The organism is Pseudoalteromonas undina (assembly GCF_000238275.3).
GTDB classification, from domain to species: domain Bacteria; phylum Pseudomonadota; class Gammaproteobacteria; order Enterobacterales; family Alteromonadaceae; genus Pseudoalteromonas; species Pseudoalteromonas undina.
In genome coordinates this window covers 157,429-177,253 of the sequence record NZ_AHCF03000004.1, presented here as the reverse complement: position 1 = coordinate 177,253, position 19,825 = coordinate 157,429, and the positions used below count along the sequence as shown (strand labels likewise).

Below are 19,825 nucleotides of genomic sequence, written 5' to 3'. Positions count from 1 at the left end.
ACTGATTTTTTAATATTAATTAGGCGCCGACCTTGATAGCAATATTGCTTTAATTTCGCTGTAGCGCTGTTGCTCACACAATGCAAAACCACTTAGTTGGCGTACTTTATTGCGTGCAAATAGCGGCACACTCATTCCCGCCAAAAACCGACATTGGGTTTCAATGCCAACATTATGCACCCCTTTCGTTGCCATATGCGCCAAAAGCTCATCCACCTTTTGATATATAAGTACTGTATCAATTTTTGCAGGAGTGATTGAATATTCAAGCTTGACCGCATGTCCACGGCACACACTACAATGCCCACATTGCTGTGGCGCATTTGCATCATCAAAGTAACGGGCTAAGTTATAGCTTAAGCAAGATTGCAGCTCAAAAAAGCGCACCAAAGCAGCAATCCGTTTTATTTCAGCTTGCTCTTTATCGGTAAAGTAATCATGTAACTGCTGGGCAAGTGCAGGGTTATTAATCACCTCGCTATGCACTTTGTACACTTGAGTAATACGTTTGGTTTCAAGGGTGATAAGGTTTTTTTCTGCTAAGTAATCAAGTGCGGCTACCACACGTTTACGGTCAACCTGTGCGGCTTGCGTTAGAGAGTCAAAGTTAAGTGTACCCCATATTTTTTTAAAGTCGGTATGGCTAAATATTTGCGTTAAAAAAGCTTGGCGCTGCTGATCAAACTGATTAAGCAACTCATTTTTATCAACTAGAAATTTATACTTAAAATCGGCGTAGTACGCATATTGCGGGGTTATTGCACCTTGCATTTCCAATTGTACCAGTAAGGTTTTAAGGGCAAGCTGGCGAATATTACTCTCGCTCGATAAGCTATATTCTTGCATTTCCCATTGCTGTTGAGCTTGGCGAATATCGTTAATAACATATTCAATACCGCTGAGCTCTGGGGTATCGCCGTACACAAAGTTTTCGACTGTATTTAAGCCATCTAGATTAGCCAGCGTATAACAATTCGATGGGTTGCCATCACGTCCTGCACGGCCAATTTCTTGGCTGTAGTTTTCAATTGATTTAGGTAAATCGTAGTGAATTACAAAACGAATGTCTGATTTATCAACCCCCATGCCAAAGGCAATAGTGGCGACCACTACATTTATTTTTCCCGCCATAAAATCATCTTGAATTTGTCCGCGTAGGGTGTCTTCAAGCCCTGCATGATACGCCACCGCCTGCAGGCCCTGTGCGCTTAACATATTGGCCACTTGTTCAGCACTTTGCTGCAGCGTAACATACACAATACCGGGGCCGGTTTGCGTACGGACAATTCCAGTAAGCTCAGTATTTTTATCAGCCGTTTTAACACTCAGTACATTTAAATCTAAATTAGCGCGATAAAACCCCGTTTGCACAATGCATTTTGGATCAATAGCAAATCGCTCTGCCATATCGCGTTTAACTTTTTTAGTCGCGGTGGCGGTTAATAGTAGCACTAACGGAATATTTAGCTCTTCACGGTAACGCGGTAATTTTAAGTAATCGGGTCTAAAGTTATGACCCCACTCTGAAATACAATGCGCTTCGTCTACTACCAACATAGAAAGTGCCACTTGGCTAATAAATTCTCTAAAGCGTTCGTTTTTAAAGCGCTCAACTGACACCATTAACACTTTAATCTTACCACTGCGCACGTCGTTCATTACGGTACTGCTTTGCATTTGATCTTGGCTTGAATCAAGACTTGCGGCATAAATGCCTTTACTGTTTAAAAAACTTATTTGATCTTTCATCAACGCTAATAATGGCGATACCACCAAGGTTAAATGCGGTAAATGTAACGCAGTAAGTTGATAGCACAAGGATTTACCCGATCCAGTTGGGAATATAGCCAGTGATGATTGGCCATTTAGCAATTGCTCTATGGTTTGTTGTTGCCCTGCTCTAAACTGATTAAAACCAAAATGTTGCTCAAGAGACTGAACTAGCGAGGTACTCATAAAAGCGTCCTTTTTATGTCGGTGCCCATAAATACTGTAAATGCGCAGTAGATGAAATATTTGCATATCAGTATACAGCATATCGTTGGATTTATTGCTGACATATCCTTCAATTAGGCGCACACTATAGTCCTATAAAAGCATGCTTTGCCAAAATAATTTTTTGATACCCAAGTCATTTTAAAAATCAACGTACAGAAATTGCTTCGGTATATTATTTTTAAGGGCATAGTCATGGACAAAACCATACCAAAAATTGTCATCATAGGCGGTGGCGCTGGTGGGCTGGAGCTAGCAACTCAATTAGGGCACAAATTAGGAAAGAAACAACACGCAAATATATTACTCATTGATAAAAACCGCACTCATATATGGAAACCGTTATTGCATGAAGTAGCAACCGGCTCTATTGATGCGGATTTAGATGGCGTTGTATACTCAGCGCATGCGGCCAAGCACCACTATAACTTCCAACTTGGTACTTTTTGTAACCTCGACAACAATAATAAAACCATTACCTTAAGCCCTCTATATGACGAGTTAGGGCATCAAATATTACCTAAACGAACCGTTCACTATGATCATTTAGTTATTGCCATTGGCAGTGTCAGTAACGACTTCAACACCCCGGGTATTAAAGACCATTGCTTTTACCTTGATTCAAACCAACAAGCCGAGCGTTTTCAACACGCCTTACTAGATAACTTTACTCGCCTTCATCAAGACGACGACCCATTGCATTCATTAAACATTGCTATTGTTGGCGGTGGGGCAACTGGCGTTGAGCTCTCAGCTGAGTTGTATCATGTTTCTGATTTACTCAAAATATACGGTTTAACCAATATGTCGGCGAAACGCTTGCACATACATTTGATTGAAGCGGGTCCCAGAATTTTACCTGCCCTGTCTGAGCGAATTGCTAGCTCAGCCAAACGTGAATTATTAAGATTAGGGGTTACCGTACGAGAAAACACCCAGGTTAAACAAGCAACCGAGCATGGCTTTATCACTAATAATGACGAGCAAATAAATGCGGATATTATGGTGTGGGCAGCAGGGGTAAAAGCCCCTGACTTCATTAAAGAGCTAGACATATTTGAGCTGACACGTAGCAATCAAATAAAAGTGAATGATTACTTACAAAGTAGCCTAGACCCTCAAATCTATGTGCTTGGTGATTGCTGCGCGTTTACCCAAGACGATGGGACGCAAGTGCCGCCACGCGCACAATCGGCTCATCAAATGGCGCAATGCGTTGAAAAAAATCTAATTGCTACATTACGTGAGCAGCCCCTGAAAAAGTTTGAATATAATGACCATGGCTCACTGGTAAATTTATCGCGCTACAGCACGGTGGGCAGCTTAATGGGTAACCTAACCAGTAGTAGCTTTTTTATTGAAGGTAAAATTGCCCGCTTTATGTATATTTCACTATATAGAATGCATCAGCGCGCTATCCACGGCAGTGCCAAAACCTTTGCTTTGTGGATCAGCGAAAAGGTGCTGCGTGTTGTTCGCCCAAAAATGAAACTACACTAAATAACCTGAACTCCGGATAATAAACATAAATATCATTTTGATTAAATATGTTAGTAAATCTCTTAACTAGATTTCAGGTTAAATAGCTACATCAGCCGCGGTAATAAATAAGATTAAACAAATATTTATTACCGCCGTCTTTAATTTTTCACAATTCCCATATAAATTTACATAAACCACTCACGGAATTTAGTAATGACCTTTAAAACGCTTATTTTTAATTTTGATGGTACTGGCAGTGAACCCCGCGACGCAGATCAGTTCAGTACAGAGCATTTTAAAGAAGACGCCAGTATTTCTAATATTCTAAAACTACACTTATTGCTCGGCGGTAAACTTGATGATTCACCCACTACCCCATTTTCACAGCAACTAAGCTTTTATTACCAAGGCATAGGCACCAAAGGCAGTCGTTTAAAACGAATTTTAAATCAAACACTTGCCCCACGATCTGAAGATGTGGCCAGCATTTTGACTCAGGCTATCACAGATTTTAAGCAGCATTATCAAAGTGGCGATACTGTTCTACTTACCGGTTTTAGCAGAGGCGCTGCATTAGCAAGGCGTTTTGCTAAATGCCTAGAGCCATTAATAAATGAGCAAGTATATTTGTGTGTTTTTGACACCGTGGCCTCAATTGGCCTGTCAAAGATAAATAAAGCGACCCGTGGCGCAGAGCATGTGGTTTTTGAAAACCATACTATTGCCAATAATGTCGCTGGGGCCCTGCATTGTGTTGCGCTTGATGAGAAACGACGGGCCTTTGAGCCCACATTAATGAATCAACAAGCAAACATTACCGAGCTGTGGTTTGCAGGAGCCCACTCCGATGTAGGAGGAGGCTACTATCGCGATGGGCTTGCCGATATTTGCCTGCGTTATGCGCTTGAGTGGCTCATTGCTCAGCCGCTATCGGTTTCGTTATTAACCAGCCATGACATAGACTATGAAAACCTTTTACCTGAGAGTAACTTGGTTGCCCAAGACGATGTGACTGTTATTCCCGATCCACTGGCGCTAAGTCATCAACAAAATTACTTTTGGTTAAACCCATTTTTCAAGCTGGTTGATAGGCTGTGCTGTGTATTAATTAACGATGAAATTAGCCACAACGCTCCATTAATACATCACAGTGTTGCACAGCGAATTAATAAACTAACCAGCTATCGCCCTGAATCGTTAAAAAATATACATTATAAAATGATTTACAGCGATGACAGTACACTAAACTTTATGGGGCTAAGTGCTCATATAATGCTCGCCAATCAAAATATGAGCTTACTGAGTGTTAATCAAAGCAAAGATGTGATGGTGTACGCTAGTGAAGCCTACAACGCTACCGGCTTAATGCTTGCCCAAGATGCAACGTATCGCTTTACTCCTTACCCTAACCAATTTTGGTATGACGATGGTGTAAAGTGCCCTCCTTCTGGCTGGCATCGCGATAATGTTCAACTCGGCGTTAAAGAAATCCCTATGGCATTACTTGAGCCATTTAGGCGTTTAGCCACGGCGCAGTGGTTTAGCTTAATAGGGACCATTGGCCAAAGCGATGACCATGCATTTGAAATTGCCGAAGGCGTTGAAATAACCATTAAAAAGTCAGGAGAATTTTGTCCATTTGCTAATGATTTAAGTCGTTTTTATGGGGCGAATGCTGGCAGAATAAAGCTCAAGGTAACACGCTTAAGCTGATAAAGTGCCCTAATAATCAGTGCACTTTATACTGCAAAGTGCACTGAGCTAGGGATAGCTGGTGGATGTTATTGCTTTTTCATTTTATGCCCTTTCACGGCATAAAATAATATAAATAAGTAACAAGGTAACAATACAGAGTAGCCAGTTTGTAGCGAGGTAAAGCCGCTCAGTAAGCCCCATAACACCGGACCAAATGCACCGCCCGCTATACCCATTACTAACAGTGCTGAGCCTGTGCTGGTTAGTTTACCTAAACCCGATAACGCAAGTGGGAAAACCGCTGGCCAAACAATGGCGTTTGCTAAGCCTAAAAAGGCAATTAGCAGTAAAGCATCTGGTAAATTAGCGCCTCCTAAAGGCACCAGTATGGCATTGGCAATAACAAAAGACTGCGCATCAATAAACAAAATGCAAAGGGTGATCACAATACCCAATACAGCCGATGCTGTTAAGGCCGCTTGTTGAAAGATAAATTTAGGGATAAGTAAAATACCTAAAATATAACCAAACACCATAAACATCATAGTGTATGAAGTCATTACCCCATAGTTTTCAATACCCAGCGATAGTGCAAAAGTACCTATGGTATCGCCAGCAATAACCTCTACCGCAACATACAAAAAGATAGCAATAGCACCTAACACCAAGTTTGGATGAGAGAGTGTTTCACGAATTTCACCTTTGTCGTTTATTGCTTCTACTTCATCATTGATAAGCTCAGGCAGCGGAGACTTTTTAACCGCAAAAGCTAATACACCAATAAATAAGGCCATGCCTAAGTAAGGTAAAATAAGACCATTTGCCATATCATCAACTTGCTCTTGGCTTAGATCTGTGCCCACGGTACCGGTAAAGTTACTTAAAATTAAGGCGGTAAAAACCATCGGTGAGATAACTCCTGCGCCTTTATTTAAAATCCCCATAATACTAATACGTACAGCAGCCGATTCTTCTGGCCCTAAACGTACTACATACGGATTAACCGCGGTTTGTAATAAGGTTTGCCCTGCGCCCATTACCAACTGCGCTAGTAAAAACAAAGGAAAAAACTGCGACATAGCAGCAGGAATAAACATTAAGCCTGCTAACATCATACAGCCCATCCCCAATGCCATACCGTTTTTGTAGCCGACCTTTTTGATCAGTACTGCCGAGGGCAGCGCAGTAAATGTGACTGCAATATAAAAGGAAAATAAAATTAACGACCCTTGAAATGGGGTTAATTGTAAAATTTGACTTAAGTAAGGCATTAACGAGCCATTAAGCCAAGTAGCAAAGCCCAGTATAAAAAATAATACCGCAACAATGGCCATGGGGACCACGCTACTATTTTTGGACGTATCCATAACATTGGTTGTCATGTTATTTTCCTTTATTTATATTTATTATGTTGTTAACAAACCCGAGCGCCGCCAATCCACGTGCTAATGACTTGTTGTTGTGTGTTTAATTGTACAAAATCTGCTGGACTACCCGGTATTAATCGCCCGTGTGTGGCAGGCAACTTTAAATACTGAGCAGGATATAAACTCGCCATTTTAAGCGCTTGCGCTAATGGCTGTTTTAAATGAATCACGGTGTTTCTAACTGCGGTTGCCATATCAAGCGCAGAACCCGCCAACTCGCCTGTTGTAGAGGTGAGTTTACCATTCTCTAAGCTGACAGTTCGGTCAAAAAAAGCAAACTGAGTGTCATCTGTTCCCACTGGTGGCATCGCATCAGTAACTAAAAACACGTGCCCTATTGGTTTTGCTTTTAATGCCAGTTGGCATGCTGCGTAATCAACATGATGGCCATCAACAATTAAGCCACAATAAGTATCATCATTTAATAATGCACAGCCAACCACTCCCGGCTCACGCCCTTGTAGTGGTGACATAGCATTATACAAATGCGTAAATCCGGTTGCCCCAGCATCAACGCCCTGTTGAGCCTGTCCAAAGCTTGCATTGGTATGACCTAAACAAACCTGAATCCCTAAATCGCGCATTTTGGTAATATCGCTTGGTAGTACATTTTCAGGCGCTAAGGTGACTACGACTTTACCTAAATCTTGACGAGATAACACCTGCCACTCTTGTTCAGAAATAGGACGAATAAAATCAGCGCTGTGAGCCCCCTTTTTTGCCACTGATAAGTGCGGCCCTTCAAAGTGAATACCAATAATACCTGGCGTTTTTTGGGCTATCGCCTTAGCAATTACATCGGCTGCTTGGCGCATTACTTCTACAGTGTCAGTAATTAACGTTGGCAGCATAGCAGTTGTACCGTATTTGGCATGTGCTAGCAGTATTTTTTTAACCCCTGCAACACTGCTAGTACGGTTAAACAACTCACCGCCACCGCCATTAACTTGTAAGTCAATAAAGCCAGGTGCGACTAAACCCGTTAGGTGCTCGTCTGCCTGCTGTACGTTATCATCTATTGCCGTAATAATACCCGCATCAACGCTTAGCACTTTGTCGTTAACAAAGTGCTCGCCATCAAAAAACTGGGCTACATGAATTCGTTTAACTGACATTTATAATGTCCTTGTTACTTTTTTAAGCCCCTTTGGCTCATCAGGATTAAAACCACGGCTTAATGCCACTTTTGCCACATCAAGGTAAAAACGCTGTAATACTAAAAATGGCGCTAATCGCGGGTGTACTTTAATACCTTGTTGGTTAAGGCTAATCACTTGTGCACCGCGTTTTTTGACCTCAGCAATTTGCTGCTGATGTGACTCTTTGGTTTCATCATCAACCGAACAATCTAAAATCACTAACCCTTGCTCAACTAAGGTCACCGGACCATGTAAAAACTCCGCACTACTAAATGACTCAGCATGAATAGCACACACCTCTTTAAGCTTAAGTGCCATTTCTTTTGAGATAGAAAATCCTAAACCACGTGCCAATACCACCATATTCTTAATATTTGCAAACTCAGTAGGTTGCAGCTGAGTTGGCGAATCTATAATGGCATTAAGCGCGCTAGGTAACTCGTCAAGCCCTTGTAATAATGACTCATTTTGAGTCCAATTAGCAACAATATGTACTAGGGCTGATAACGTTGCCAAATAGCTTTTTGTTGCCGCCACCGAAATTTCATCGCCAGCTTTAAGAGGAACAAAATCATCGACTATGTCTTGTAGAGGTGACGCTTCATCGTTAACCAGCGCAATACAATAAGCGCCCGCCTCTTTCGCCATTTTTGCCTGGGCAAGAATGTCTGGGCTGCGTCCTGATTGAGAAATTACAATCACAACAGCGCCTTCAAGCTTTAATGTTTTACCATATACACTCGCCACTGATGGCGCTGCTGAACTGACCGGTACACCCGCTTCAATTTCAATTAAATACTTACCAAAAACGCCAGCATGATCTGATGAACCGCGACCAATCATCATAACCACCTTAGGGGCCATATCGCGAAGCTTATGACCAATTTTTTCCACTAAAGGTTGGTTGGCAATAATTTGCTTTTCAATAACATTTGGCGTTTGCGCCGCTTCTTTTTCCATTAGTGTGTTAAACATCATAACTCCTGGCTGCTGTAATTAACGTGCTGTTGTTTAGCGTAAAGTACAGACCCCATTTCTGGTGACGATAATGGGGCTGATAAAATAGCTTGTATGTCTGGGTCTAACCATGTTGTCATCACGGTTGATAAGCCACCAATAAACGAAAGCCTTGGTGGGTTTTTATCTAATAATTGTCGTGCAATGTCGCTTAAATAAGCGCCACCTTCTTTTAAAATGGCAATTGCTGTGGCATCGTTCGCCTGTGCTGATTGAAAAACACAACCTGCAAGTTGCGCAAAAAAGGCTGCAGGCTTATTGGCAATCACTTCAACAAGTTGCATTGCATCGCTGACTTCTAAATACTTCATTAACAAGTTAGTAAGCGCACCACTTGGGATTAATTTATCTAGGCTAAGCAGCACATACTGACAAGCAGTAAAGCCAATCCATGCACCACTGCCTTTGTCACCATGTGGAAAGCCATGACCACCAATCATAAACGATTGGCCATTAACGTATGAAAATCCACACGAACCCGTGCCAGCAATCATCACTGCGCCATCCTCGCCCTGATGAGCGCCCATACAAGCAATAAGTAAATCAGTAGTTAAGTGCATGGCTTTAAATGGGTGTTGCCATTGTGTCATTTGATTATGCAAACTTGGTAAGTTAACCCCTGCTAGGCCAACCCCTGCAATAAGCTCAGATAAAGGCGTATCTTTAAGCCCTGCATCTTGTAATGCTAAACGCGCTGATTGCTCAATAGAATGAGTTGCTTGATTAAAACCATGTAACGGGTTACCTGGGCCTGCCACACCGGTGCCGACTATGTTATTACAGCTATTGACGATAATTGCTTTACATTTAGTGCCTCCGCCATCGATCCCCACAAAGAGTTGATTGTTTTTAATATTGTTGGTGATCATTTTTGCCTCTTAAGTTGTTCGACCGTTTTGCAAAACACTAAAATAAAGCCGGACTGTCATACTGTATGAATCTTATACTAGCACAAATGACAGCGTTGTCATTATTTTTATTTACAAATAAATAACTTCTTCAATCGTCAATAATTTAACGGAAAAACGCACCTTAACGGTGCGTTACTTTAAGCTTTCTGCTTACACGACTAGCTGATGGAGTCTTAGATCGAACCCATACATCTTGTGTTACTTTGACAGGTTGTGTGTAGGTTTGCCATTGCTCATCACCTTGTTTGTATTCAATCACTAAACCAGGGTAAGCAATATTGGCGTACAACATGCTATTCTCAATTTTAGCACCTGCATTTGCAAGACGATAATGCACATCAGCACGTTCTAACTTGGCAAATTCTTTTAGCCCCATGGTAGCAGCAAAAGTTTGCCATTGCTGATCGCGCTGCTGTTTTAATTCAGAGCTAAAGCGATTTTTTTGTTGGCTGTAAACAAAGCCATTGTGATCATACGGTACAGCCCAATCTGCTTTATGCCAAGCGCGCTGTGCCAGCGATAATAATCGTGGGAATAGCTTATATTCAGCCATATTATTGGTACGCGTATTTTCGCTCCATAATTGACCCTGAATACCCACAAAACGTTTATCTTTAGCTAAAGGCGCGGATACGACCTTGCCTTGCTTATCATGCTGTAATGTGTCATCAGCTACATAAGGCTTATCTTCTCTATCAAGCCAAAATTCAGCATGAATAGGCAAATTATCTGGCATAAACTGAAATATTTTCTCAGTATTTATGTGCCTTGAAGCCCAGTAATAACCATGCTCTTGTGGGTCTGCCTCATACGGAAAGTCAAAATACAGCACATCTGGCGACGAAAGCACTGCTTGCCAATTTCTATTGGCAAATTCATGTGCACGCTGATGGCCATTCCACATTAATAAATCCCAAATATTACCTTGCACAACCTCTGGCATATTCTCTGGGTTAGTATGCGATAAGCCATCGCTCCATGCTGCGGTTTCAATATTCATATCAGCCAACATATTAGCGATACGTTCAATAAAATAACTGCCCAGCTGACCTGCTTCGGTAATTTCTAACTTATTTTGTTTAATAAAATCAGCACAAGCAGGTGAATCGACCCATGCTCCGGCGGTTTCATCGGCACCTATGTGATAACGAGTTAGCGGGTGCTGTGCCTCACTATGAATACTTTTTACTTGTTCCATTACTTCACGGATAAACGCATAGGATGAGTCTAAACACACATTAATGGTATTGTCGTTGTAGTGCTGTACCGACGAATAGAGCGTTGTATCAAGCGGGTCATAAAGTAAAAACTGTTCGGCTTTTTGTTTATCGCCTTGTTGTATGTATTTATTATAACGCGCTTGCATAGATTTAATCGCAGCGCGAGAATGTCCTGGCATATCAAGCGATGGGATCACCTGAATGTGACGCGCACTCGCCGCTTTAAGTATTTCTTGGTAATCAGCTACCGAATAATAGCCGTTTGCTGCGCTTGAAGTGTCAAGCCCTGCGCCTAGCTGTGGCATTAAACATTGCTGCTCGCTTTGATCAAAACAACGCTTTGCACCTATATCTGTAAGTTCAGGCAGTGATGGAATTTCTAAACGCCAGCCTTCATCATCACCTAAGTGTAAATGTAGCTTGTTAAGTTTATAAGCAGCCATTTGATCAAGTAACTTTAAAATAAAGCCTTTATCACGAAAGTTTCGCGCTACATCAACCAACACACCTCTAAACTGGTAATGCGGCGCATCAGTAATTTCTCCCACAGGTAATATATTACTGTTAACCTGATATAAGCTCGCTAAACTTTGCAGAGCATAAAAAACACCCGTTTCGTCAACTGCATCGATTACAACCTCATCGGCTTTAATTGCTAATTTATAACTACCATTAAGCTGATCTTTTTTAACAGTGGAATTAAGTGTGACCTTAATTGCCGCTGCATCATCGTTTAAATTAATACCTAGTAGTTCCAGCCGCTCGATTGCAGCTAATGCACTTGATTTATTAACTTCTGCATAATTAATATTAAGCCCTTGGCTAATATCAAGTGTTTGAGTTTGACTAAACTCGCTAACGCGTGGGGTGGGTATAATTTGCTGAGCAATGACATTACTCACTTGATTTTGCGAGGTTAAATAAGCTGAAAAGTCATACTTTTCATTACGCTCAAACAAGCGCTCAGCAGTAAGCCACTGTGTTTTGTCGCCCGCAGTACGTTTAAACTGACGAGTGTAATCGGTATAAGGTTCTACATGAGGTAATAGCTCTAAGCCCGTATCTGGGTCAATTTTAGGCTTTGTACTTTCAATCACTTTAGCAGTGTCGTTATTATTCACCACGATATAGTTAGGAATAGCGTCGCTTTGCGATAATGACCAAAAATGCGCATAAAAAGTAATCGTTTTAGTCTCACCGGCTTTAAAGCCAGTAAACCCATCTTTAAGCTCAATGACATGAATATCACCATTAACGTGTTTAATAGTAAATTCATCGCTAATCGACTTTTGTATTGGCGTAATTTGACTAAAGTAAATTTTCCATTGGTCAACGTTAATCGCCGAGTTGGCAGTTAAATGTAAATTCGCTTTAAAACAGTGACCGTTTTCAATATCTGGATCGCACTGTGCTGATGGGCGGTTATCAACTTGCTGATATTTTATTTGTAATGTTTTAGCAAGTAACTCCACCGCACTATCGTTTGCAGGGCTTAGCTGAACCGATGCCGTTTTTTGTCCTTCAACATTGCCCTGACATGCACTTAAACCTAGTGCTAAGCAGCATGCTGTCAGTAATGATTTAATCTTCATTCGCTACTCTCCCTTTATTATTAACTTAGTCACTCAAGCATCTCTTTCAAATGCTAAAAATTAAATCGATTTTTGAATGCATTTATTCTTAGTGCGGTTAGTTTATAATGTACCATCAGCTAAAAAATATTTTATGCTTTAAGTTAATCACTATTCATATCTAGTAATTGCTACCTCAGCCAAACAATCCACTATGTAGGTTCTAAATAATAATTAACATTGCGCTTTAATTTATGACAACGCTGTCATTAAGCTGTTAATGTATCCTTTTTTTTCTTTTATAGCTACACAGAAGGGCAAAAAAGATACAAAAAATTTACAAGTGTGAGCTTAATATTCTTTTAAACCATTGTATTTAAATTAAATTTAAATATTACTAAATTATTACCTAAAACTTTATCTACCATTCTCACAAGAAAGGCGTATAAATTAACTGTTAATATTCAATGATGTCTTTATAATTTAGTCGTCAAATAATAAAAACCGAGTACTGTTAACTACTCTTGCTGTAGTCGTTAACCGATAAAGATAAATTAGTACCTAAAATGATATATAAAGGTCTATTAAGCCTATGAGAACAACAATAAACGACGTGGCAAAAGATGCCGGGGTATCAATAAAAACGGTATCAAGAGTAATAAATAACGAAACCTCGGTCCGTGACAATACCCGTGAAAGAGTTATGGCATCAGTCGAAAAGTTGAACTTTCAGCCAAACTTAGCAGCAAGAAGTCTTGCAGGAACAAAAGCTTACAGCATAGCTTACATATACGACAATCCTAATGCGTACTACATTATCGACATGCAAAATGGTATTTTAGATGCGTGCAAAAAGCAGGGGTTTGAACTACTTATTCACCCATGTGATGCCAAAGAAGCGCATATTTTTGATGAAATTACTAATATGATTAAACGCACTCGTATCGCGGGAATCTTACTCACCCCGCCCTTTTCTGAAATGCCTGAGTTTGTTGAAAAGCTAACTCAACTAGACCTAAAAGTTGTGCGTATTTTATCAGGGCACGACGCGCCTGACTCATTAACACCCTGTATTATGATTGACGATAATCTCGCCTCAAAGTCAATTACTGAGCATCTAATTAATAACGGCCACGCGCGCATTGGCTTTTTAGCCGGTGGCAGCGAGCATAACTCGACCAAAGAGCGCTTGGAAGGTTACAAAGCAGCGCTAACCCAATACGACATTACTATAGATCCAAGCTTAATTATTGATGGCGAATATTCATTTGAGTCGGGGGTTGAGGGCGCTAAAACACTCATTAGCCAAACAAATAGGCCAACCGCTATTGTCTCATGTAATGATGAAATAGCCGCCGGTGCGTTATTTGCAGCCAGATTAATGAACATTGATATACCCAGCGAGCTTTCTATAACAGGGTTTGAGGATAGTCCATTCTCGCGTCAAACCTGGCCAAAACTCACCACAGCTCATCAGCCTAATAATAAAATTGCCGAAGATGCGGCCAGCTTGTTAATAGCCCAAATTCGTAATGGCAATGACCGCGATATTATAAAACTATACACTCCTGAACTTGTCGTAAGAGACTCTACCGCACGTCCTCTTTAGCTTAGGTTAACCATATAATTCACTTCTGCGCTGTAACAAAGGGTCAGCGCAGTGTTGTATTAAAAACGGCCTACTTTTTGAATATACCTTCTGTATTACTGAATTTATTTACAATAAAAAGCGCGGTAAGTTAAAACTTACCGCGCCATTACAAACTCTTCGAAGGTTAAAGCCACATGAGTTATTTTGGTAAATGAAAATTACCCCTCACTTATCGCTGTATTTAAACCGGCCTCAGCATCAGCGAGCATAGCAAACTCCTCATCTGCACTTTTGGCCACTAAATGTTTAGAGCTAAAGCCAAAGTAATACGCCGCACCGACTATAAACAGCACCATAGTGTATAAAAAAGCACGGGGGTCAAAGGCGTACACACCGGTCAGAGCAATCAAGGATAAACACAATGCTATGCTTGAAGTGACAATGCCGCCAGGCGTTTTATAAGGTCGAGGTAAGTCGGGTTGTTTTAAGCGCAACATTATATGACTGAACGCCATTAACGCATACGATACTGTTGCACCAACCACCGCCATAGCTAACATTAAATCGCCCTCACCACTTAGTGAAGCTAAAAAACCAAATACAGCAGGTACAATAAGCGCTCGTGCTGGCACTTTACGCACTGTAGTAATTGATAACGAACGCGGTAAATATCCTGCACGCGATAACGCAAACACCAACCGACTATAGCCATAAATAATAGAGAAAAATGAAGCCACCAGCCCTGCTAATCCCAGTATATTAACCACGGTTGCTAAATCGCTATTGCCTGTCGCATTTAACGCATCTACCAGCGGAACTGCACTTGCGCCCATTGCTGTTGCACCTGCTGCGCCGGGTACTAACACAACCACTAACAACGCAGTAAACAATAAAAATACCATAGCGCCAATAATACCTTTAGGTACATCTTTAGCCGGATCTTTTGCTTCTTCAGCCGCCAATGGCACGCCTTCAACCGCTAAAAACAACCACATAGCAAAAGGTAATGCAGCCCACACCCCATACCAACCCAAAGGTAAAAATTCATTCGCACCTGCGGCATCTGTTACTGCAACATCAAATAAATTGGTAGCATCAAAATTTGTAATTAAAACCACTGCCGTTGCAACAATAGCCAGTACCGCTAAACCGCTTATGACCATCATTACTTTTAGCGCTTCACCTACACCCGCTAAATGAATACCTACAAACACCAAATAAAATAGTGCATAAACCCATGGGCCATTGAACCCCGTTAACGCCTCCACTGCAGAGCCAATAAATATCACAATGGCGGCCGGTGCTAACGCATATTCAATTAATACCGCAAGACCGGTTAAATAACCACCCGTTGGCCCCATTGCTTGACGAGCAAAACTATAACCCCCTCCAGCAGCAGGAATAGCAGCTGACATTTCAGCCAGCGATAACACCAAAGTTAAATACATAATCGCCATTAACACTGCAGCTATCGCGAAGCCGCCCCAGCCAGCTTCTGCAATACCAAAGTTCCACCCAGCAAAGTCACCTGAAATAACATACGATACCCCTAACCCTGCCAGCAATAACCAACCTGCAGTGCCACCTTTGAGCTGCCTTTTTGCTAAGTATTCTGAATTATTAGTAGACATAACATCCTCTTTATCGATTTTTTATTTTTAGTTACCGTTATTCCGCATTTAAAAAATGACGGCTCGATTGTTGATGCTCAATCACATCATCCTGTGTCCGATCTTTTAAGTTCACTCCCGTTAGTTTTAATGTTTTAGCTTCATTTAATAAGTAGGCTGCCCGTCTTGCCGCATCGATATAGGGCAAACCAGCAGGACGAATATTAGATATACAATTACGCAGCGAATCGTTAAGCCCTGTTTTAGGCTCCCAGGTTAAATAAAGCCCCAAGCTATCTGGTGAGCTAAGCCCAGGACGTTCACCAATGAGCACCATCACAATTTGGGCATTCAATAACTCACCAATGTCATCACCAATGGCTACTCGCCCTTGTTCAACTAAGGTGATTGGAGCAAAAGTAAGTGGCTTATTAACGCTCAACTGTGAAAGTAATTCAGTTATAAAAGGAGCTGCATTTTTTTGAACCGCCAACGATGACAAACCATCAGCGACTACAATTGCTAAGTCGTATTTTTCTTGGGTGCTTTGCTGTTGCTCAGCAACAAAATCAAGTAATAATTGACGACTATTCTCATTTAGCTTTCGACCCAAATCTGGTCGTTGTAAATAAGTAACTCTATCAACCGCTTGGCTATGTAAATGCAATACACGCGCATTAGCTGTATTAACAGTCGCTAACTTTGCTTTCATTTCATTGATATCAAGTGGAAAATTGACTGCATCGCGCGCTTGCGCATGCGACAGTTGAAACGCCAGCATTTCAGAGGTTGGTAAACTAATACCCGCTCGACCAAGTCCTATGCGAGCATCAGTAAACTGGCGTAAGTCACGCCATGGGTTGTGTACCACATTGCCATTATTTTTATGATCAGTATTAGCAAGGTCATTTGATTTAAAATCAGCAGTCATGAACGGCCTCCCGCCAGTGCATCTAACGGCTTAGCAAATGCAGCGGGAAGACTGTGCGATAAAGTAACATCGCTACTGTTTTTCATAATGTTCATGTTAGTAAGCCACTTTTCAAATTCTGGCGCGGGACGAGAGCCTAGAACTCGGCGCACGTATAACGCATCATGAAATGAGGTAGTTTGGTAATTGAGCATAATGTCATCGGAGCCCGGAATCCCCATCACAAACGAGCACCCAGCTACACCAAGCAGCGTAAGTAAATTATCCATATCATTTTGGTCAGCCTCGGCATGATTGGTGTAACACACGTCACATCCCATCGGAATACCCAGTAATTTGGCACAAAAATGATCCTCAAGCCCCGCGCGGGTAATTTCTTTGCCATCAAATAAATACTCCGGGCCTATAAATCCCACCACCGTATTAACTAATAGCGGATTAAATTTTCGTGCAACGGCATACGCGCGAGTTTCGCAGGTTTGCTGATCAAGCCCGTGATGAGCATTAGCCGAAAGCGAGCTGCCTTGCCCTGTTTCAAAATACATCACATTATTGCCTACCGTGCCACGCTTTAAACTCAGCGCGGCATCTTGTGCCTCAGCTAAAGTATTTAAACTAAAACCAAAACTCGAATTGGTGGCTTCTGTTCCACCAATAGACTGAAACACTAAATCAACTGGCGCCCCCGCTTCTATGCATTCAATCGTATTAGTGACATGGGTAAGCACACAGCTTTGGGTAGGAATTTCATATTTTTGAATCACCTCATCCATCAATGTCATCAATTTAATAGCCTGCGCCACGTTGTCGGTTGCGGGGTTTATACCTATCACCGCATCACCATTACCGTACAGCAACCCATCTAAAATACAGGCGGCAATGCCGTTAATATCATCTGTTGGATGATTAGGTTGTAAACGCGTGGATAAATGCCCAGGTAAACCAATGGTGTTTCTAAATGCACTGGTTACATGGCATTTTTTAGCAATAAGGATAAGATCCTGATTACGCATTATTTTGCTAACAGCCGCAGCCATTTCCGGAGTGATCCCCTGTCTTACACTTGCAAGTACCGAGGAAGTTGCAAAGTCACTTAACAACCAATTACGAAAATCTCCCACGGTTAAATGAGCAATCGCCATAAATGCATTAGCATCGTGATCGTCCATAATTAAGCGAGTTATTTCATCGTCTTCATAAGCAATCAGTGCCTCATTTAAAAATGCCTTCAACGGAATATCCGCTAAGGTCATTTGGGCAACCGCTCGCTCTTGCGCTGATTGTGCAATAACACCCGCTAACCTGTCACCTGAGCGATGAGGAGTGGCTTTTGCCATTACTTGCGCCAAATTTTTAAAATTATACACCTGCGTGCCCAGTGTATATCGGTACCTTTGCCCCATGATCTACTCCACATAACAACTAGTTCAAACCTTGGTACAGGTTTTGCTGACCTATAAGCTATAAATCAATTTTGTTTAGTTTCAAGAGAGCTTAATTCATACCAAGACACTATCGAATTTTGGCAAATCATCATTTTTAGCTTTATTTCATATAGTTAACTATAGTTACAGGTGGTAACTTAATCTTAATAAAAATAAAAAAAGCAAAGAGTAACGCCATTATGACGCAGCAAGATTTAGCTAGCGCACCACAAAAGAGCATGGTGCATACCCAAGATATAGATGAGCAGGCGCATAATCTAACGCAGTGGCAGCAAAAATATGATCAGCTCAGTGATGGGCGATTTTTTGGGTGTATAGAAAGCGTGGATTATTCTAATATTCATGCATTTGAAGAATACACGGAGCGTGCTCTTCACCAACAATGCGCAATAGCGCCACGATCAATTTGGCTCGGGATCCCAAAGCAGTCGCAGCAGAGCAAAATTAATGGCTTAAATGTGGCAAGTAATCAATTTATGTGTCGCACTAGTGAGAGTAACTTTGAGCTTATTACACCTGAGCAGTTTAATATTTATGGTTTAGTAATAGACACGCAATCGTTAGAACATATGGCTCAGATACAAGGGATGCACTTAAAAAATATAACGTCTTCAGGTACTGAGCGACTGACAACATGCAACGCCATGCTAAAAAGTGCCCGGGGTATAATAAACAGTATGGTTAGCAACAACGCTTTTGGCCTAAATGCCGATTTACAGCAAGACATGCTTAATATGCTGGTATTACATTTACTAAACGAACAGATCCCATGTCAACGCATCGCTCCCAGTTATAAACACCGCAAAGCGGTTGTTGATAAAGTAAAAGATTATATAAAAGCGCATCCACAAAACACGGTAACAATTACTCAATTATGCGAACTCACCTTTGTGAGCAGGCGTACCTTACAATATAGTTTTGAGAGTATTTTAGGGATAAACCCACTGCGGTTTTTACGTTTAACCCGATTAAATAATGTTAGAAGAGAGCTAAAATTAGCAAAGCAAGATAAACCCATTTCTGTGGTTGCTGCCAATTGGGGGTTTTGGCATGCAGGGCAATTTACCAAAGACTACACGCAATTATTTGGTGAGAACCCTTCGCAAACAGTGATAAACCATGCTTCTTATTTGGCAAATTCTAAATCGATAATACATGGATAACGAGGATACGGGTTTCGGGTGGCGAGCTACGAGCTGCGGGAGGCGCTGCGCTGAAAGAATAGATTTAAGGGCTGATATGACTAGGTGCTAGACTGTTTGCACAAGCTCGCTACTCGTCACTCGAGGCCCGTTGCCTTCTCATTCACTTCTCTTTGTGCAAACATGTTTTAAGTGATTAATTCAAAAAGAGATCATGAGACGCTGCGCGGAAAGAGAAGGCTAAAGGTGCTAGGTTATGTTCGCTGCTCGTGACTCGAAACCCGTAGCTCGAAGCCAGCCTTATTTCGGTAAGTTCAAAAGTCCTATTTGATCGGTGCTAATTAAGCCGCGATTAAATAGGACTCTTGTCCTGCATGTTTGTTGTTACGTTTAAACGAACCTTTACCTTTTTTAGCTTTAACCACTTGCGGTTTAAATACTTTAGAGGTTACCAGTGCCGCCAATGCGTTGTGCTTTATCACTCCTCGACCGGTGTCTACTGCGGATTTATTAACCGCTTTTGCTTTGCCTTTTTTAGCCATTTGTTTTTTCCTATTAGTAAAATGAGAGGGATACATATCCCACACTGATATTGATGGCGATTGTATGCTTAATTTTCAAGCATGCAACCATTTTTAATGCCTTTTTC

14 protein-coding genes are annotated in these 19,825 nt (G+C 41.4%); 4 read left to right on the top strand and 10 right to left on the bottom strand.

Annotation, left to right across the window (positions count from 1 at the left end):
- Positions 1–15: 15 nt before the first annotated feature.
- On the bottom strand, positions 16–1,956 hold the full coding sequence (locus tag PUND_RS15820) for a RecQ family ATP-dependent DNA helicase (protein WP_010389487.1): 1,941 nt from the start codon (positions 1,954–1,956) through the stop codon (positions 16–18).
- Between the two features lie 234 nt (positions 1,957–2,190).
- Between PUND_RS15820 and PUND_RS15815 the strand changes: the two genes are divergently transcribed.
- Both PUND_RS15815 and PUND_RS15810 read left to right on the top strand, forming a co-directional pair.
- Positions 2,191–3,495: an NAD(P)/FAD-dependent oxidoreductase gene (locus tag PUND_RS15815; RefSeq protein WP_010389488.1), complete on the top strand. Its 1,305-nt coding sequence runs from the start codon at positions 2,191–2,193 to the stop codon at positions 3,493–3,495.
- Positions 3,496–3,690: 195 nt separating this feature from the next.
- Positions 3,691–5,190, top strand: coding sequence for a phospholipase effector Tle1 domain-containing protein (locus tag PUND_RS15810; RefSeq protein ID WP_010389489.1), 1,500 nt, complete (start codon positions 3,691–3,693; stop codon positions 5,188–5,190).
- A 68-nt stretch (positions 5,191–5,258) separates the two neighbouring features.
- Here the strand turns inward: PUND_RS15810 and nagP are convergent, their stop codons facing one another.
- The 5 genes from nagP to PUND_RS15785 all read right to left on the bottom strand — a co-directional run bounded on the left by nagP (position 5,259) and on the right by PUND_RS15785 (position 12,478).
- Positions 5,259–6,554 (bottom strand): N-acetylglucosamine MFS transporter NagP, encoded by a 1,296-nt coding sequence (gene nagP, locus PUND_RS15805; RefSeq protein WP_010389491.1) that lies wholly within the window; start codon positions 6,552–6,554, stop codon positions 5,259–5,261.
- A gap of 32 nt (positions 6,555–6,586) precedes the next feature.
- Complete coding sequence (gene nagA, locus PUND_RS15800; protein ID WP_010389492.1) at positions 6,587–7,714, bottom strand: N-acetylglucosamine-6-phosphate deacetylase; 1,128 nt, start codon at positions 7,712–7,714, stop codon at positions 6,587–6,589.
- Positions 7,715–8,713, bottom strand: a complete 999-nt coding sequence (gene nagB-II, locus PUND_RS15795) for a glucosamine-6-phosphate deaminase NagB-II (protein ID WP_010389493.1) — start codon at positions 8,711–8,713, stop codon at positions 7,715–7,717.
- Positions 8,713–9,624, bottom strand: coding sequence for an N-acetylglucosamine kinase (gene nagK, locus PUND_RS15790; RefSeq protein ID WP_010389495.1), 912 nt, complete (start codon positions 9,622–9,624; stop codon positions 8,713–8,715). Before nagK ends, nagB-II begins: the two co-directional genes overlap by 1 nt.
- A gap of 163 nt (positions 9,625–9,787) precedes the next feature.
- Positions 9,788–12,478, bottom strand: coding sequence for a family 20 glycosylhydrolase (locus PUND_RS15785; protein ID WP_010389496.1), 2,691 nt, complete (start codon positions 12,476–12,478; stop codon positions 9,788–9,790).
- A 571-nt stretch (positions 12,479–13,049) separates the two neighbouring features.
- Here PUND_RS15785 and PUND_RS15780 point away from each other — a divergent pair.
- On the top strand, positions 13,050–14,066 hold the full coding sequence (locus PUND_RS15780) for a LacI family DNA-binding transcriptional regulator (protein WP_010389497.1): 1,017 nt from the start codon (positions 13,050–13,052) through the stop codon (positions 14,064–14,066).
- 200 nt (positions 14,067–14,266) lie between these two features.
- On the opposite strand, the gene eat is transcribed toward PUND_RS15780, so the two are convergent.
- From eat to PUND_RS15765, 3 genes are read right to left on the bottom strand one after another with little or no spacing between them, the layout of a single operon-like run.
- The gene (eat, locus tag PUND_RS15775; RefSeq protein WP_008114357.1) at positions 14,267–15,679 is read right to left on the bottom strand and encodes an ethanolamine permease; all 1,413 of its coding nucleotides are present in this window, start codon (positions 15,677–15,679) and stop codon (positions 14,267–14,269) included.
- A gap of 37 nt (positions 15,680–15,716) precedes the next feature.
- Positions 15,717–16,589 carry an ethanolamine ammonia-lyase subunit EutC gene (gene eutC, locus PUND_RS15770; RefSeq protein WP_010389499.1) on the bottom strand — a complete coding sequence of 291 codons (873 nt, stop codon included), beginning with the start codon at positions 16,587–16,589 and terminating at the stop codon, positions 15,717–15,719.
- Entirely contained in the window at positions 16,586–17,992 is a 1,407-nt protein-coding gene (locus PUND_RS15765) for an ethanolamine ammonia-lyase subunit EutB (protein ID WP_010389501.1), read from the bottom strand. The genes eutC and PUND_RS15765 overlap by 4 nt, the downstream gene beginning before the upstream one ends.
- A 221-nt stretch (positions 17,993–18,213) precedes the next feature.
- Between PUND_RS15765 and PUND_RS15760 the strand changes: the two genes are divergently transcribed.
- Complete coding sequence (locus tag PUND_RS15760) at positions 18,214–19,197, top strand: helix-turn-helix domain-containing protein (protein ID WP_010389503.1); 984 nt, start codon at positions 18,214–18,216, stop codon at positions 19,195–19,197.
- Between the two features lie 320 nt (positions 19,198–19,517).
- On the opposite strand, the gene arfA is transcribed toward PUND_RS15760, so the two are convergent.
- Complete coding sequence (gene arfA, locus PUND_RS15755; protein WP_010389506.1) at positions 19,518–19,718, bottom strand: alternative ribosome rescue factor ArfA; 201 nt, start codon at positions 19,716–19,718, stop codon at positions 19,518–19,520.
- Positions 19,719–19,825: the final 107 nt, after the last annotated feature.

Bases quoted from the DNA above. Each gene is read 5' to 3' on its own strand.
- PUND_RS15810 (WP_010389489.1), top strand. From the start codon at position 3,691: ATGACCTTTAAAACGCTTATTTTTAATTTTGATGGTACTGGCAGTGAA.
- nagA (WP_010389492.1), bottom strand. From the start codon at position 7,714: ATGTCAGTTAAACGAATTCATGTAGCCCAGTTTTTTGATGGCGAGCAC.
- nagB-II (WP_010389493.1), bottom strand. From the start codon at position 8,713: ATGTTTAACACACTAATGGAAAAAGAAGCGGCGCAAACGCCAAATGTT.
- PUND_RS15785 (WP_010389496.1), bottom strand. From the start codon at position 12,478: ATGAAGATTAAATCATTACTGACAGCATGCTGCTTAGCACTAGGTTTA.
- eutC (WP_010389499.1), bottom strand. From the start codon at position 16,589: ATGACTGCTGATTTTAAATCAAATGACCTTGCTAATACTGATCATAAA.
- eat (WP_008114357.1), bottom strand. From the start codon at position 15,679: ATGTCTACTAATAATTCAGAATACTTAGCAAAAAGGCAGCTCAAAGGT.
- arfA (WP_010389506.1), bottom strand. From the start codon at position 19,718: ATGGCTAAAAAAGGCAAAGCAAAAGCGGTTAATAAATCCGCAGTAGAC.
- nagP (WP_010389491.1), bottom strand. From the start codon at position 6,554: ATGACAACCAATGTTATGGATACGTCCAAAAATAGTAGCGTGGTCCCC.
- PUND_RS15815 (WP_010389488.1), top strand. From the start codon at position 2,191: ATGGACAAAACCATACCAAAAATTGTCATCATAGGCGGTGGCGCTGGT.
- PUND_RS15760 (WP_010389503.1), top strand. From the start codon at position 18,214: ATGACGCAGCAAGATTTAGCTAGCGCACCACAAAAGAGCATGGTGCAT.
- nagK (WP_010389495.1), bottom strand. From the start codon at position 9,624: ATGATCACCAACAATATTAAAAACAATCAACTCTTTGTGGGGATCGAT.
- PUND_RS15780 (WP_010389497.1), top strand. From the start codon at position 13,050: ATGAGAACAACAATAAACGACGTGGCAAAAGATGCCGGGGTATCAATA.
- PUND_RS15765 (WP_010389501.1), bottom strand. From the start codon at position 17,992: ATGGGGCAAAGGTACCGATATACACTGGGCACGCAGGTGTATAATTTT.
- PUND_RS15820 (WP_010389487.1), bottom strand. From the start codon at position 1,956: ATGAGTACCTCGCTAGTTCAGTCTCTTGAGCAACATTTTGGTTTTAAT.